Source organism: Actinoplanes sp. SE50/110, from assembly GCF_900119315.1.
Lineage (GTDB): Bacteria > Actinomycetota > Actinomycetes > Mycobacteriales > Micromonosporaceae > Actinoplanes.
In genome coordinates this window covers 7,429,302-7,443,221 of record NZ_LT827010.1, presented here as the reverse complement: position 1 = coordinate 7,443,221, position 13,920 = coordinate 7,429,302, and the positions used below count along the sequence as shown (strand labels likewise).

The window sequence follows — 13,920 nt, the reverse complement described above, 5'->3', positions numbered from 1 at the left end:
TGACGCACGGACATGTGCGGCGTTCACTATGGCAAGATCGTGCAACCAGGTTCTGAGCACGACATTTGCGCTTCCCCGCGTACTCACGCGCCCCCGTCGGCCATCGGCCGAAGGTCGTCGTCACCTCGGTGTTGAGCGTCAGGTTCGCGGGCACTGACCCGTCCGTGGTGGACTCATCGCGCATGGTGACGGCCGGTCTGGTGCGGATCGTGCGTCATCTGCGACAGGAGGGCGTGATCCGGACTGCGCACCGACAGCCACCATCGATGCTCGAGAAAGTCAGTCACCGTCCGCCGTCGCGGTGCGCCGACAAGGCAGGGTCGGCCGCTATTCCTTGATGCCGATGCTGTGGATCGGCGCGATCCTGAGCAGGCGCCCGACCGGCAGGATCGTGGTGGCCAGCGCGAGGAAGGTCGTACCGCCGAGCACGGCGATCCAGCCCAGCGCCGGCACGTACGGCATCAGGTTGCCGGTCAGGGTGCCGACGACGGTGGTCAGGGTGCCGGCCGCGATGCCGCCGCCGATGACCAGGGCGATGCCCAGCAGTCCGACCTGCTCGGCGTGGACCATGCGCTTGGCCTGGCGCGCGGTCACGCCGACCAGCCGCAGCAGCGACAGCTCCCGGCGCCGGGCCAGGGCCGCCATCACCATGGTGTTGGCGGCGGCGAGCGCCGCGTAGCCGACCATGACACCGATGAGCAGCTTGTTGAGCCAGGAACCGAGGGACAGATCGGCGGCGAGCCGGTCATTCAGGCCGACCGTGGTGGCGATCGCACTGCCCGGGTAGCGGGTGGCCAGGGTGGCGAGCGCCTCGGCGGTCGCCGCGCCCGGCTCGGTGCGGATCAGGATCCGCTCGTCGAGGGCGTTCCCGGTGTGCCCGGTGACCGTCTGCCGGGGCAGTGTCACGTCGCCGAAGCCGAGGCCGCGCTCGTAGACGGCGACGACCCGCGGCGTGACCGGGGTGCCGTCGCCCAGCCAGAAGGTCGCCCGGCCGCCGAGCGTCCAGCCGGCACTGTCCGCCTGCAGGCGGGAGACCGCGACGGTCTCGGGGCCCAGGTCGGACAGCCGGCCGGCGACGACCCGCAGGTCCAGTGCGGCGTCCGCGCCGTCCGGGTCGATCGCCTGCGCCTCGACCGGTGCCGCGGATTCGCTCGCCGTGAGCACCGAGGTGTGCTGGACGCCGACGGCGGCCCGGACGCCGGGGATGCGCCGCGCCTCGGCGGCCGCGGCGGCGGGCAGGCCTGCGGGCGACACGAGGGTGACGTCGGCCAGGGTGCCTTCGCGGTTCTGGCTGACCGTCGCCCGCTGCACGTTGTCCTGCAGGAACCACACCGAGCCGCCGAACCCGACGGACAGCACCAGCGAGGTCAGCACCGTGGTCATCCCCTTGGCGTTCGCCTTGAGGTTCTTGGCGGCCAGGTAGCCGCTGGGCCCCCAGAATGCCCGGAGCGCGGGGCCGAGCACGTGGGCGGCCACCCGGTTGATCCAGGGCGCGAGCAGCGCGACGGCGGTGACGAACAGGTAGAGCATGCCGATGGCGCTGTTCACCGCGGTCGATCCGGAGGTGGCGCCGGCGAACGTCGCCGCGGCGCCGGCCCCGCCCAGGGTCAGGACGCCGAAGACCAGCCGGACCCGGCCGCCGCCCAGGGGCTCGGCCGCCGCCTCGCCGAGCGCCTCGGCGGGCCGGATCCGGGTGACCCGGCGAGCCGCGATCAGACCGGACACCATGGACAGGACGAGGATGGCGCCCGCGGCGATCAGGACCGAGAAACCGCCGGTGACCATGGGGAAGCTCGCCGGAAGGAAACCCCGGTCGACGAACTGGTGGTGCGCCCAGCCGATGGCGAGCAGGCCCGCCGGGACACCGGCGGCCGCGCTGATCAGGCCGAGCAGCCCGGACTCCGCGACGATGATCCGGCGCACCTGGCCCGGGGTCGCGGCGATCGCCCGCAGCAGCGCCAGGTCGCGTCGGCGGTGCCGGACCGACAGCCCGAGCGTGCCGGCCACCACGAACATGACGAGCAGCGCCACGTATCCGCCGAAGGTGCCGCCGACCGCGATCAGCAACTCCTCGGGAGCCGCCGGGTCGTGCTCGGCCCTGCCGAGGTTCCGGCCGGAGTAGGCGTCGGCGCCGTCGGCGTCGGCCAGCGTGCCGATCCGGGCGGCGAGGTCGTGGACGTCGACGCCCGGCGCGGCCAGCACGCCGATCGCCGCCGCCCTGCCGGGTGCCGCGGAGAGCGCGGTGGCCCGGGCATCGGTGAAGAAGACGCTCGCCGGTCCCGTTCCCTCGGCGATGCCGGTGACCAGGTATTCCTGCGGGACGCCGGCAACGAGCAGGGTGGTGCGTCGCCCCGGTTCGGCGCCGCCCGCGACGCGGGCGTCCAACACCACATCTCCCGGCCCGGCCGGTGGGCTTCCGGCAATGATTTTGTACGGCGTGAGCACCGCACTGCTCCACCCATGACCGGTGGCGGGCCCCGCCACCACCACGGCGACCTGGTGGTCCGCGACGACCGTGGCCACGCCGGGAACGCGGCGGATCCGGTCCGCCAGTGCGTCCGGCACGGTGCCGCCGGCAGGCAGGTCGACGGTGACCGTCTCCTCGCCGCCGGTCTGTTCCGGCGTGAAGGCCATGGTGTGGCGGGCGACGACCACGTCGGCGCCGGCGTACTGGCCGGGTGGAGCCTGGTAGCGCAGTCCCGACTCCAGGAGCGCGCCCATGGCGGTGAGCAGCGCGACGCCCGCGGTGAGGGCGAGCAGCGTGGCGATCGCGCTGCCGATCCGGCGGCGCAGCATCGCGGCGGCGAGCCGGATCATCGCCGCATCCCCGAAACAGCCTGCTGACCGGCCGGGCTCTGCGGAACCGACGACCCCGCCGGGACCGGCCGGCCCAGCGTGCCGAGTTCCTCCGCGATGCGGGCGGCGCCCGGCTGCGGCATGTCCCGCACGATCCGGCCGTCGGCCAGGACCACGACCCGGTCCGCGTACGACGCGGCCACCGGGTCGTGCGTGACCATGATGACCGTCTGCCCCTGCTCGCTGACGACCGCCCGCAGCAGGGTGAGCACCTCCGCGGCGGTCTGCGTGTCCAGTGCGCCGGTCGGTTCGTCGCAGAAGATCACCTTCGGCCGGACGGCCAGGGCCCGGGCGATCGCGACCCGCTGCTGCTGACCACCGGAGAGCTCGGCCGGGCGGTGCCGGAGCCGCTGACCGAGGCCGACCCGCGCGATCACCTCGGTGGTCCACTGCCGGTCGGGCCGCCGCTTGGCGAGCCGCAGCGGCAGCAGGATGTTCTCCTCGACGGTGAGCGCCCCGATCAGGTTGAAGGCCTGAAACACAAAGCCGATTTCGGTACGACGCAGTTTGGTCAACGCCGTCTCGGAGAGCCCGGACAACTCGGTGTCGCCGATCCACACCCGTCCGGACGTCGGCCGGTCGAGCCCGGCCGCGGCCTGCAGCAGCGTGCTCTTGCCGGAGCCGGACGGCCCCATCACCGCGGTGAACGTGCCTCGCTCGAACGCGGCGTCGACCCCGTCGAGGGCGATGACCTGCTGCTCACCCGCGCCGTACACGCGCGAGACCTGTTCGACCCGGACGGCGATCGCACCGGGGTCCCCGGACTGCCGGAAGCGAGCGAGCATGAGTTTTCTCCTGACGAAGTGGACCAGTGGAACGCCCAGAACGCTATGCAGCGCCACGCCCAAGATCGATCCAGTCAGCCCGCCACCCGCCGGTAGTGCCAGCCCTACCTTCCCCCGCCGGGCGCGCCCGGTAGCCGGCCGCGCCCGGTAGCCGGCCGCGCCACTCACCGGCAACCCCTTCCGGCTGTGCCGTCACCCGGCCGCGGAGTCGATCGAGATCAGGACCTCGGTGAGCGTGCGTCGCAGGTCCTCGTCGGTGCCGATCCCCCCGAACTGCCCGCGGCGCTCGGGGCGGGCGAGTTCCGCCCGGATCTGCGGCGCGGCCGGGGCGGCGTGCCGGCCCATCCGGCGCAGGCATGCCGCGACGTGGTCGACGGTCCGGGGATCGTGGTGCCAGGCTTGCCGAAGCGTGTCCAGCACGGTGGTGGCCTCGGGCTCGCCGCCGATGTCCCAGAGGGCTGCGGCGGCGTGGACGCGGATCCCGTCGTGGTCGGCGGTGGACAGGGCCCGCAGGCGGGGTAGCGCCGCCGAGGCCGGTGGACCGATCCGGCCGAGCACGTCGGCCGCTCCGGCGGCGGCGTGGGTGTCGAGCAGTGCGAGAGCCGGCGACAGGATCTCGTCGTGGTCACCGCTGACCGCCTGGAGGGTGGTGATGGCCGCGACCCGGGTCCACGGGTCGTCGGCGCCGACCGCCGCCCTGATCGCCGGGAGTGCGCCGGCCGCTGCCGGACCGAGCGCGCCCAGCGCCGTCAGCGCGGCGCTCACCAGCGTCCGGTCCGGTCGCGCTGCCGCGGCGGTGAGTGTTTCGGTGAGCACCGGCAGCGAGGAGGGGGCGCCGAGGGTTGCCAGGGCGGCCAGCACGCCGCCCACGGGGGACGGCCACTCCCCGGACAGGTCGGCGCCGATCAGGCGGTCACACAGGCGTGGCGCCAGCTGGTGCGCGGCATCTGGCAGGGCGCCCGCCACCTGGACGGCGCGCCAGGTGTCCACGTCGTCGTCGAAGGCCACCAGGAGGCTGGGCAGCGCCCGCGGGTCGCCGAGGCGGGCCGATGCCATGGCCGCCCTCTGGTGGAGGCGGCGCAGATGCCGGCGCGGGGTGACCCAGCCGTCCGGCCCATGGGCGGCGAGGAGGCCGGCCAGGGCTTCCCGGGCGGGCTCGGCGATCGGGTGGTGCCGCTCCAGCAGCGTCGCCGCCTCGGCCGCGACCTCGAGGTTGCGCGCGCCGAGCTGGGCGGCGACGAGCCGGATCAATGCGGTGTGGTCGTGGCGGAAGTGCCACACGAGATCGTCGGCCATCCGGATCGCGTCCAGCCGGACGCCGGGATCGGGACTGCTCAACTGCTCGATCAGCAGGTCGGTGCGCTGCGCGACCCGGGCGCCCAGCAGCCGGTGCAGGGTCTGCAGCAGGTCCGTGGTCAGCGCGTGGCACCGGTTGTGGCGGTCCAGGTCCTCGAACGCGGCGGCGACGAACGGGGGCACGCCGTCGGCGGGCGGCTCGACCGGCGGTGGCTCCGGCCACGGCTGCTCCGGCGGCACGGCGGCGGCGATCTCGCGCAGCAGCGCGAGCACGGCCGGCACCGGGTCGTCGTCGATCGCCTCCGGGGTGCACCCGGTGTGGTGGATCAGGGCGGCGAGCCGGAACTCGGGCTCACCGGCCGGGTCGCTCGCCAGGGCGGCGAGCCATGCCGTCGCGGCGGGCTCGATCACCGGCAGCCGCCGGGCCAGGGTGGCCGTCGTCCGGGCCACCAGGATGCGTTCGATCAGGCAGGACGTCATGCCGCAGCGGTCCTGGAGCGCGGTGAGAGAGCGGTGTGCGTCGTCGACCAGCACGCCGAGGCCGGGGATGGCGGCCTGACGCACCCGGCAGCCGGCGTCCCCGGCGAAGTCGAGGAACGTCGCCGCGTGCGCCCGCAGGAACGCCACGGCCTCGATGTGGTCCTCGCCGGCGTAGCCCGCGTCGGCGACCTCGGCCGCGTTCGTGCCGATGTTGACCAGCAGGGCGACGATCGCGGCCCGGTCCGGGGTGGCCGGATCACGGGCCAGGGCGAGGAGGAAGGGCAGGCTCGCCGTCGTGCTGGAATAGACGGAGCCCTGGTGGAGCACCTTGTTGTAGTAGTCGGCGAGGGCCCGGCCGCGCCGGTCGGCGTCCGGGGAGCCGAGCGCCTGCAGTATCGCCGGCACCTCTTCGGCCGATCCGTAGGCGTGATCCATCGACGCCCAGTCGACATCCGCTGTTCCACTGACCATGCCCGGCACTATGCCGGGACCCACCGACATTTTCGTCGCGTCAGCCGGCCGGTCGGGTCGAGGCGACCGCCGACTCCACCGCGTCGGCGATCCGGCGGTGGCCGGCGGCGTTGGGGTGGTCGCCGTCGGCGGCCAGCAGGGACGTGTCGTCCTCGGCGCCCGAGTTGCCCTTGAACGGGGTGAACAGGTCGACGTACGTGCCGTTCTGGGCCCGCGCGGCCGCGGCGATCTGCGTGTTCTCCGTCCGGGTGAGGGAGATGCTGTTGCGGACGTAGTCGGCGCCGTGGGTGGCGCCCACGGCGCCGTCGAGGAAGACGTTCCAGTATCCGGTGATCAGCACCGTCGCCGAGCGGGTGGCGAGTGCCGTCCTGACCTGTTTCAACACGTCGGCGAGCTGGGACTGCTGTGCCTTGAGGGCGGGCTGGAAGCAGCTGAGCTCGGGTGCGGCGCAGGAGTCGTCGTCGACCGAGCCGGTGTCGAAGTCGTTGGCTCCGATGGTGATCAGGACCAGGTCGGCGGCGGCGATCTGACGGCGCACCGTGGCGTCGCCGAGCTGGGTGAGCAGGCCGGTGGTGGTCAGGCCGCCCTGGGCCAGGTTCGCCACGTCGGCTGTCCTGCTCCGCCGGGCGGCCTCGTCCTGGGCCACCAGCGACACGTACGACGTGCAGCCGCAGACGCTGCCGGCCGGAATTGAGTCGCCCAGCCCGACCACCCGGTACGGCCCGGACGGCGTCGTCGCCGGGGGCTCGGCGGCCGGCCCGGGGGACTGCCAGGAGGCGACGAGCGAGGCCGCGGACGAGACGATCGCCCGGGGTCCCGCGACGAGCACGAGCACGGCGACGGCCAGCGCGGTGGCCGCCAGGTAACCGGCGGCTCGGCCTGAGCGGGCGACATGACGGGGCACGCCGGCAACAGTGCCCAGATCTGCTGTGCGGTCACCAGTGTTTCGCTGTGAGCGCACTGTGCGTGTCGCAGGTTTACGGGCGTGGCGACCCATGGTCATGCGGCCCGGCGCCCCGGCCCTGTCACCGCGCGGCTCGTTCCTCGATATCGATCAATGCAGCTGATCTTCATACGGCAGGCCCTTCCGCGCGTCCCCATGATCTCCGCCATGATGGCAGTTGTGGACGTCGCCGGTGGGCTCGGTGTGTAAAACGTTCGTCAGAATGCGGCCCTTGCGCGGGGTCTCCTCGTATCCGGCGGCGCGATCCGATGGCTGACGCACCTCGGTGCGATCGCACATTCGATGAATCGTTCGGTAGCGGATTCCGGGGGCCGCTCCGGTCCCGACGGATGCCGTGCGAGCGCATCCGCCGGGATCGGGGTCGGCGGGTCAGCGGGCCGAGCAGGTGGCCGAGGTCGGGCCGCTGCCGGTGCCCTGGAAGCCGAACTGGGTCTTCTGGCCGGCGGCGACCGAGCCGTTGTAGCCGACATTGGTGAAGCTCACGGCGCCGGTGGTGCCGCTGCCGGTGGTGCTCCACGAGTTGGTGACGGCGGAGCCGGCCGGGAGGGTGGTGGCGACGGTCCAGCCGTTGATCGCCGACGAGCCCGCGGTGACCGTGACGGTGGCGACGTAGCCGCCGGTCCACGAGTTCAGCGCGATCGAGGCGGTGCAGCCGGACGGCAGCGGCGGCTGCGACGACGGGGGCGGGGAGGACGGCGGTGGCGACACCGGCGGCGAGGACGGCGGGACCGGGTTGTTGTCCAGGCCGAAGAAGGTGATCGCCATCCTGGCCTGACCGGACATCGGCAGGGAGTGGCCGACCCCGGCGATGCTGATCGCCTGGACCGGCGGCTGGGCCGAGGAGTTGCCGTAGTAGGTGCGCGTCCAGCCGGACTGCGGAGTGTCAGTGCGGACCGGGGTCTGGCTGACACCCAGCACGTTGGTCCACTGCTTGATCTCCTCGCCGAAGTTGTTGTAGTTCAGCGTGGTGTCGGCGGTGCCGTGCCACAACTGCATGCGCGGGCGCGTTCCGGTGTAGCCGGGGTACGAGTTGCGGACCGCGTCGCCCCACTGGGCCGGTGTCCTGGCGACCTGGCCGTTCGCGCAGGCGCTGTTCCAGCCGGCCTGCTGCGACGGGTCGGCCGGGTTGCCCGCGGTCGCCTGGAAACAGGTGTCCGGTACGCCCATGAAGGCCGCGCCGGCGGCGAACATGTCCGGGTAGTCGGCGAGCAGCACGTTGGTCATCATGCCGCCGGACGAGGCGCCGGTGACGAAGGTCCGGGCCGGATCCGTGGCGTACCGCTGCTGGACGTATTTGACCATCGAGCTGATGCCGACCGGGTCACTGGTGCCGTTGTGGGTCAGCGCGCCCGCCGAGGAGACGTCCCAGCAGTTGCCGGTGCGGACCGTGGAGGGGTAGATGACGATGAATCCGTACTGATCGGCCAGCGACTTGAACTCGGTGCCGGAATAGAACGCCGGGCCGGAGCCGGTGCAGTAGTGCACGGCGACCAGGACGGCCGGCTTGGCGGCCGGATGATCGGGCACGTACAGGTACATCCGGATGCCGGTGGGGTTCGTGCCGAATCCGGTGACCTCGGTCAATGCCGCCGCAGCCGCCGGCGATGCGGGGACGAGCGTGGTGGTGGCCACCAGGGCGGCGAGGACCGCGGCCACCGCGGTCAGCAGGTGGCGCCAGTGTCTTCTCATGGACGCATTCCTTAGCGGGGCGGGGAGGTGGGGACGGGAAGGGTGGTGATCCCTGATCGGAGCGAAACATTACAAGCGGGTTGCGACAATTACAACGCTCAATATTTGCTCTTCGCGCCACATGATCTCGGCCTATCCGTATTCACCTGCGACAATGTAGTGTCAATGGGAAGATCGAGTTCCGGAAGTTTCGGTGATGGGCTCCGAAAAAGCGGGGGTAGTTTCGGGCGGCGGGGATGCGCCTTTTGTCGTGGTTGCTGCCAAGAAAGTTCAGGGTTGCCTTAGAAATGGCCGGATCCGGCCGCTGATCTTCAGGGCCCGGTTAAGCTCCGAGCCGCTCCGAGCGGGCGGAAGGCGGAATCGGCATGGTCGGCAGCGGTAGGCGGGCACGGTGCGTCGTGGCCACGCTGCTCGGGATGCTCGTCCTGCCGGCCGCACCGGCCCGGGCCGTGACCACCCCGGCGACCGCTACCGATCGGGACTTCGTCCGGCGGGTGCACCTGACCGCCACCGCGGTGGGCGCGGCCAGCGCGCTGGCCCGGGGGATGAGCGGGAACACCTCGGTCAAGAGGTTGACGGCGCAGGTCACCCCGCAGTGCGAGCAGCTCGACGGGTTGAGCCGCAGCGTGGCCGGGACGCTGCGGGTGGCACTCACCGATCCGCTGGCCGCCGAGCAGCAGAGTGCACTCGCGACGCTGCAGCAGAGCGGCGGGGAGGCTTTCGACGCCGGATACGTCGACTATCTGTGGCGGGCCGACAGCGCGCTGCTGCCGATCGCCACGACGGTGAAGGGCACTACCCGCAACGCGGTCGTGCGACGGCTCGCCGAACGGGCCGAGGCGGTCACCGCGGAACAGTTGCCGATGCTGCAGGACAGCGGCCTGCTGAGAATGACGGTGCTGCCGACGCCCGCGACGCCCGCGACGCCCGCGACGGCCGCGTCGGCCAGCGCGGTCGGCCGGCTACCCGGCGGGGTGCCGATGGACCGGCGGCTGATGGCGGAAACGCGCTCGGGCACCGGGTATCTCGCACCGCCGATATGGCTCCGGCTCGCGGTGCTGATCATCGCGACCGCGGTGGCGGGGGTGCTGTCCCGGCGTCTGCTCACCCGGCGTCGAACCGGCCGGCCCCGCCGCCGCTGGGCGGCCCGGCGGAGTCGCGGCACCGGGCGCGGCAGTCCCGGGCGGCATTCCCGGGTGCGGAGGCCTCAGGAGCCGGCAGCGCCGGGCGCGATGGTCCGGTGGGCCGGCGGCGCGGGACATGGGCGGCGCCCGGCGCGGTGACCTCGGCGGGCCGGCGGCGCGGGACGCGGGCCGGCGGCGCGATGGTCCGGTGGGCCCGCGGCGCGGGACATGGGCGGCGCCCGGCGCGGTGACCTCGGCGGGCCGGCGGCGCGGGACGCGGGCCGGCGGCGCGGTGACCCCGGTGGGCGGCATCGTCGGGCGGCGGCCGCGGCCGCAACGGCCGGCGGGTGCGGGCCTCAGTGCCAGGTCACGCTGCCGTGGCGGAGCTGGGTGGCCATCAGGGCGGCCAGCACCACCAGGTCGGCGATGCCCAGCGCGACGCCGATCAGGCCGGCGTTGCGGCTCGGGCTGCCGGAGCCGTGCCGGCGGGCGGTGATCGCGCCGAGGGCGATGGCGGTCGGGCCGAAGACGATGTTGAAGAAGAACAGGCCGGCGACGCCCAGGACCAGCGAGCCGACGGCGCGGTCGTCGAGGCTCGCGACGCGTTTGACGAAGTTCATGTCGATCCCTTCGGGAGGTGGTGGGTCAGCGGCGGGTCAGGGCGGTGGCGCGACGGACGCCGAACAGGACGGCGGCGGCCAGGACCACGCCGACCGCGATCAGCACCGGCTGGCCGGTGAGCAGGGTCGGGCCGACGAGCAGGGCGATGAGTGCGAGGACGGTCATCAGCGCGGCCATCGTCGCCCCCTTTCAGTTGACAGTTGTGTACTGAAACACCATAGCTCGGGGAACAGGTGTTTACTGAGTGACATGAGCCACCACCATCCGCCGCCCGCCGACCGGCTCAGCCGGCCGGAGCAGAAGGCGCGCACCCGGCAGGCGCTTCTCGACGCGGCGCTCGCCCTGATGGAGCACCGCGGGCTGGGCAGCATCGGCCTGCGCGAGGTGACCCGCGCGGCGGGCGTCACCCCGACCGCGTTCTACCGGCATTTCCCGGACGTGGACAACCTCGGCGTGGCCCTCGTCGACGAGTGCCTGGGCAGCCTGCGCGGCACTATCCGGGCGGTCCGGGACGGGGTCAGCCCCAGCGACGAGGTGATCAACCGGTCGATCGGGGTCCTCGCCCGGCGGGTGCGGGAGAATCGGGAGCACTTCCGGTTCGTGGCCCGGGAACGCCACGGCGGGGTGCCGGCGGTCCGGGCCGCGATCGCCGAGCAGCTCGACCTGTTCGCCGCCGAGCTCGCCACCGACCTGGCCGGCGACAAGCTGGTGGGCGGCCCGCGCTTCGACCGGTGGATCGCCACCGACCTGCGCATGATCAGCAGCCTGATGGTGAACCACATGGTGTGGACCGCGGCGGCCCTGCTGGACGCCCCGCCCGATGCCCCCGGCGCCCAGGCCCGGGTGATCGACACGGCCGGCCGCCAGCTGCGGCTGATCCTGTTGGGGGCCCGCTGCTGGACCGACGGGGACTGACAGACCTTCGAGCGCTTCGCGCGATGGGTGGTACGGGTGTTCAGCTCGCGCCCCGCGTCCGCGCCCGGCCCAATTGGAGTGCCGGATCTAGGCTGCGGGCGTGGATGCGGGTGGCGCGACGTCGATGCTGGCACGGCTGGTGGACCGCTCGGTGGAGCGGATCGGGGAGATGTCTGCCGGCGGCCGGTGGTTCGACCGGCACGAGGCCGGGATGATCGCCGAGGCCTGGGCCGACCGGGCCCGGGACGTGTTCGGCATGCTCGGGGTGTGGCCCCGGGTGATGCGGGACCGCAAGGCCAGGACGATCCTGCGGCGGATGGCCGACAGCCGCGCCGGCCTGCGGGACTGGATGGTCGCGGCCGGTGGCCCCGGGATGGACCGGCTGCTCGGGCCGGCTGCCGCGGAGCCGCCGTTCTACCGCGACTTCCGGGGCAGGGTGCAGCCGGGCACGGTGTCGTCCGACCCGGCGGGGATCGCCGAGGACTACGACCTGGCCCGGGCGCGGGTGGCGTCGGTGTGGGCCGAGCGGGCCGGGGACGGCCTGCGGGGGAGTGTCCGGGTGCTGGTGCCGCGACGGTATGCCGACGGCGAGGCCCTGCTGACGTTCGGCGCCGACCGGGTGCGGGACCTGTGGTTCGACAGCGCGGACGGGGCCGGGCTGGTGGTGCGCCGGCACGGCGACGGGTTCGAGGTCCGGCTCGGCGCGGAGGGGGTCATGCGTACCGCCGCATTGTCGTGTTTCCCGGTGGATCAGCAGTGGCATCTGTCGGCGGCCGGCCGGACCGCCGACCGGGTGACCTCGCGGCGCAGGCCGCCGACGGCCGCGGACCTGTTCGAGGACTGGGCGGACGGCGCCCGGGGCGACGCGGGGGCGGCATTCCAAGCGGCGGTGCGCCGGCTCGGGAGACTGCGCGTTCCGGAGGAGATGGCCCGCATTCCGGTGGGCGAGCTGTGCGAGGCGCTGGTCGGCGCCGGAACCCGGGCGCTGGCCGCCGCCGACCTGCCGTCCGAGCAGCGGTTCGCCGCCTGGCGGGACCTCCTGGCCCGGTGGAGCCGGGTCGGCCCGGACGGCCCCGAGGCCGAGGGCGAACTGCCGGCGGGCGTCCGGCTGGCCCTCGTGACGTACGAGGCGGAACCCGCCGTGCTGACCGCGATCTTCACCGGCGCGGACGACGAGCGGCTGGCCGCCGCGAAACTCCCGTGGCCCCACCGTCTGCTGCTCAGCGGCCAGGCCGGCGAGCTGACCCTGCCCGACACCGCCCACGGCGCCTAGGGCAGCCGGCGAATCCGGCGTTCGGGCAGGCCCGGCAGCTGCCCGGCGGTGCGGCGCGCCTGGCCGCGGGCGGGTCGATCAGGTATCGGATCACTCCGGGCCCGCGCCGACTTGACGGCGAGATAGTAAGCGCGCATACTAAATGCATGAAGACGATCGCTACTGCTCAGATCACCTCCGATGTGCCGGCTCAGGCCTTCTTCGAGCGGTGGGCCGACATGGCCACCTGGCCGGAGTGGAACACCGACACCGAGTGGGTGCGGCTCGACGGGCCGTTCCGGACCGGGGCGACCGGGCAGCTGAAGCCGAAGGGTGGCCCGGTGACCCGGTTCGTGGTCAGCTCGCTGGTGCCGGGGCGCGAGTTCACCGACGTGTCGCTGCTGCTCGGGGCGCGGCTGACCTTCCAGCACCTGGTGTCCGTGGACGACGCCGGGGCGACCACGGTGACGGTCCGGGTCACCCTCGGCGGGCCGCTCGCCTTCTTCTGGAATGCGGTGCTCGGCAAGGGCATCGCCCAGGGCATCGACGCGGACCTGGCCCGGCTCGAGGCGGCGGCCCGGGCGGCGGGGGTGGCGGTGTGAAGCACTGGCTCGGGGTGGTCTGCCGGGATCATGTGCGGCGCGGGGTCGAGCGGGGGATCGCCCAGCTCGGGCACGGCAAGCGGGCGGGGCTGGCCCGGCTCGCCGCCGGTGACGGATTCGTCTACTACTCGCCGCGGACCAGTCTGCGCGACGGTGCGCCGCTGCGGGCGTTCACCGCGCTCGGGGTGGTCGCCGACGGCGAGATCTGGCAGGCCGACGAGGGGGACTTCCAGCCGTGGCGCCGCCGGATCGACTATCTTCCGGAGGTGTCCGAGACCCCGATCGCGTCGCTGGCGCTCGCGTTCACCGCGCAGCCGGGCTGGGGCATGCAGCTGCGTCGCGGCCTGGTGCAACTGTCCGAGGCGGACTTCGGGCGGATCCGTGCCGCCATGCTGGCGGTGGGATGAGCCTGAACACCCGGCACGACAGCGCCGACGACAGCCCCGGCCTGCTGCTGTGGCAGGTGACCAACCGGTGGCAGGCCGCGCAGCGGGCGGCGCTGAAACCGTTCGATCTCACGCACGTGCAGTTCGTGCTGCTGGCGACGCTCACCTACCTGCAGGCGGAGGGGCCGGTGACGCAGAAGGCGCTGGCCGGCCAGGCGGCCACCGACCCGATGATGACCTCCCAGGTGCTGCGGGCGCTGGAGGCCCGTGCCCTGGTGCATCGGCCGCCGCATCCGGATGACCGGCGGGCGCGGGCGGTGGCGGTCACCGATGCCGGACGTGAGCTGGTCAACCGGGCGGTGGTCGCGGTGGAGGAGTGCGATGCCGCGTTCTTCGGCGGCCTGGGTGACCGGCTGCCCGCCTTCACTCGCGGCCTGCTGGCGCTACGCGCGAACTGAACCCCACCGATGGCCGGCGCG

At 73.3% G+C, this 13,920-nt stretch carries 15 protein-coding genes; 6 read left to right on the top strand and 9 right to left on the bottom strand.

Translation table 11 applies throughout. The annotated features are described in order from the left end of the window. Positions 1–327: 327 nt before the first annotated feature. From ACSP50_RS33260 to ACSP50_RS33240, 6 genes are all read right to left on the bottom strand, one after another. Entirely contained in the window at positions 328–2,817 is a 2,490-nt protein-coding gene (locus ACSP50_RS33260) for an FtsX-like permease family protein (RefSeq protein WP_014693713.1), read from the bottom strand. Then, entirely contained in the window at positions 2,814–3,641 is an 828-nt protein-coding gene (locus tag ACSP50_RS33255) for an ABC transporter ATP-binding protein (protein ID WP_014693712.1), read from the bottom strand. The genes ACSP50_RS33260 and ACSP50_RS33255 overlap by 4 nt, the downstream gene beginning before the upstream one ends. A 192-nt stretch (positions 3,642–3,833) precedes the next feature. After that, positions 3,834–5,888, bottom strand: coding sequence for a hypothetical protein (locus tag ACSP50_RS33250; protein ID WP_063714029.1), 2,055 nt, complete (start codon positions 5,886–5,888; stop codon positions 3,834–3,836). A gap of 40 nt (positions 5,889–5,928) precedes the next feature. After that, positions 5,929–6,792, bottom strand: coding sequence for an SGNH/GDSL hydrolase family protein (locus ACSP50_RS33245; protein ID WP_014693710.1), 864 nt, complete (start codon positions 6,790–6,792; stop codon positions 5,929–5,931). Between the two features lie 150 nt (positions 6,793–6,942). Continuing rightward, the gene (locus tag ACSP50_RS44395) at positions 6,943–7,131 is read right to left on the bottom strand and encodes a hypothetical protein (RefSeq protein ID WP_157432814.1); all 189 of its coding nucleotides are present in this window, start codon (positions 7,129–7,131) and stop codon (positions 6,943–6,945) included. Between the two features lie 90 nt (positions 7,132–7,221). Continuing rightward, positions 7,222–8,541, bottom strand: a complete 1,320-nt coding sequence (locus tag ACSP50_RS33240) for a PHB depolymerase family esterase (RefSeq protein ID WP_014693709.1) — start codon at positions 8,539–8,541, stop codon at positions 7,222–7,224. Between the two features lie 398 nt (positions 8,542–8,939). Between ACSP50_RS33240 and ACSP50_RS33235 the strand changes: the two genes are divergently transcribed. Next, the gene (locus tag ACSP50_RS33235) at positions 8,940–9,824 is read left to right on the top strand and encodes a DUF4142 domain-containing protein (protein WP_043512670.1); all 885 of its coding nucleotides are present in this window, start codon (positions 8,940–8,942) and stop codon (positions 9,822–9,824) included. A 197-nt stretch (positions 9,825–10,021) separates the two neighbouring features. Here ACSP50_RS33235 and ACSP50_RS33230 read toward each other — a convergent pair whose 3' ends face one another. Both ACSP50_RS33230 and ACSP50_RS42735 read right to left on the bottom strand, forming a co-directional pair. Then, positions 10,022–10,285 (bottom strand): hypothetical protein, encoded by a 264-nt coding sequence (locus tag ACSP50_RS33230; protein ID WP_014693707.1) that lies wholly within the window; start codon positions 10,283–10,285, stop codon positions 10,022–10,024. Positions 10,286–10,310: 25 nt separating this feature from the next. Next, positions 10,311–10,463, bottom strand: coding sequence for a hypothetical protein (locus ACSP50_RS42735; RefSeq protein WP_014693706.1), 153 nt, complete (start codon positions 10,461–10,463; stop codon positions 10,311–10,313). A gap of 72 nt (positions 10,464–10,535) precedes the next feature. Between ACSP50_RS42735 and ACSP50_RS33225 the strand changes: the two genes are divergently transcribed. Together ACSP50_RS33225 and ACSP50_RS33220 are read left to right on the top strand one after the other, a co-directional pair. Then, on the top strand, positions 10,536–11,201 hold the full coding sequence (locus ACSP50_RS33225; protein WP_014693705.1) for a TetR family transcriptional regulator: 666 nt from the start codon (positions 10,536–10,538) through the stop codon (positions 11,199–11,201). A 100-nt stretch (positions 11,202–11,301) separates the two neighbouring features. Beyond that, the gene (locus ACSP50_RS33220; protein WP_155123703.1) at positions 11,302–12,474 is read left to right on the top strand and encodes a hypothetical protein; all 1,173 of its coding nucleotides are present in this window, start codon (positions 11,302–11,304) and stop codon (positions 12,472–12,474) included. Here the strand turns inward: ACSP50_RS33220 and ACSP50_RS44390 are convergent. Further along, positions 12,471–12,611, bottom strand: a complete 141-nt coding sequence (locus tag ACSP50_RS44390; RefSeq protein ID WP_155123702.1) for a hypothetical protein — start codon at positions 12,609–12,611, stop codon at positions 12,471–12,473. The two genes, ACSP50_RS33220 and ACSP50_RS44390, sit on opposite strands and share 4 nt — an antisense overlap. 9 nt (positions 12,612–12,620) lie before the next feature. On the opposite strand from ACSP50_RS44390, the gene ACSP50_RS33215 reads away from it, so the two are divergent. Genes ACSP50_RS33215 through ACSP50_RS33205 form a run of 3 tightly spaced genes read left to right on the top strand, consistent with a single transcriptional unit; the run spans position 12,621 to position 13,899 of the window. Beyond that, positions 12,621–13,055 carry an SRPBCC family protein gene (locus ACSP50_RS33215; protein WP_014693703.1) on the top strand — a complete coding sequence of 145 codons (435 nt, stop codon included), beginning with the start codon at positions 12,621–12,623 and terminating at the stop codon, positions 13,053–13,055. After that, complete coding sequence (locus ACSP50_RS33210) at positions 13,052–13,462, top strand: EVE domain-containing protein (RefSeq protein ID WP_014693702.1); 411 nt, start codon at positions 13,052–13,054, stop codon at positions 13,460–13,462. Before ACSP50_RS33215 ends, ACSP50_RS33210 begins: the two co-directional genes overlap by 4 nt. After that, entirely contained in the window at positions 13,459–13,899 is a 441-nt protein-coding gene (locus tag ACSP50_RS33205; RefSeq protein WP_014693701.1) for a MarR family winged helix-turn-helix transcriptional regulator, read from the top strand. The genes ACSP50_RS33210 and ACSP50_RS33205 overlap by 4 nt, the downstream gene beginning before the upstream one ends. Positions 13,900–13,920 lie beyond the last annotated feature (21 nt).

What these genes read in the sequence shown, in the direction of transcription:
- ACSP50_RS42735 (WP_014693706.1), bottom strand. Translation starts at nt 10,463, where the DNA reads ATGGCCGCGCTGATGACCGTCCTCGCACTCATCGCCCTGCTCGTCGGC.
- ACSP50_RS33230 (WP_014693707.1), bottom strand. Translation starts at nt 10,285, where the DNA reads ATGAACTTCGTCAAACGCGTCGCGAGCCTCGACGACCGCGCCGTCGGC.
- ACSP50_RS33205 (WP_014693701.1), top strand. Translation starts at nt 13,459, where the DNA reads ATGAGCCTGAACACCCGGCACGACAGCGCCGACGACAGCCCCGGCCTG.
- ACSP50_RS33240 (WP_014693709.1), bottom strand. Translation starts at nt 8,541, where the DNA reads ATGAGAAGACACTGGCGCCACCTGCTGACCGCGGTGGCCGCGGTCCTC.
- ACSP50_RS44390 (WP_155123702.1), bottom strand. Translation starts at nt 12,611, where the DNA reads ATGCGCGCTTACTATCTCGCCGTCAAGTCGGCGCGGGCCCGGAGTGAT.
- ACSP50_RS33260 (WP_014693713.1), bottom strand. Translation starts at nt 2,817, where the DNA reads ATGATCCGGCTCGCCGCCGCGATGCTGCGCCGCCGGATCGGCAGCGCG.
- ACSP50_RS33250 (WP_063714029.1), bottom strand. Translation starts at nt 5,888, where the DNA reads ATGGTCAGTGGAACAGCGGATGTCGACTGGGCGTCGATGGATCACGCC.
- ACSP50_RS33255 (WP_014693712.1), bottom strand. Translation starts at nt 3,641, where the DNA reads ATGCTCGCTCGCTTCCGGCAGTCCGGGGACCCCGGTGCGATCGCCGTC.
- ACSP50_RS33225 (WP_014693705.1), top strand. Translation starts at nt 10,536, where the DNA reads ATGAGCCACCACCATCCGCCGCCCGCCGACCGGCTCAGCCGGCCGGAG.
- ACSP50_RS44395 (WP_157432814.1), bottom strand. Translation starts at nt 7,131, where the DNA reads ATGTGCGATCGCACCGAGGTGCGTCAGCCATCGGATCGCGCCGCCGGA.
- ACSP50_RS33215 (WP_014693703.1), top strand. Translation starts at nt 12,621, where the DNA reads ATGAAGACGATCGCTACTGCTCAGATCACCTCCGATGTGCCGGCTCAG.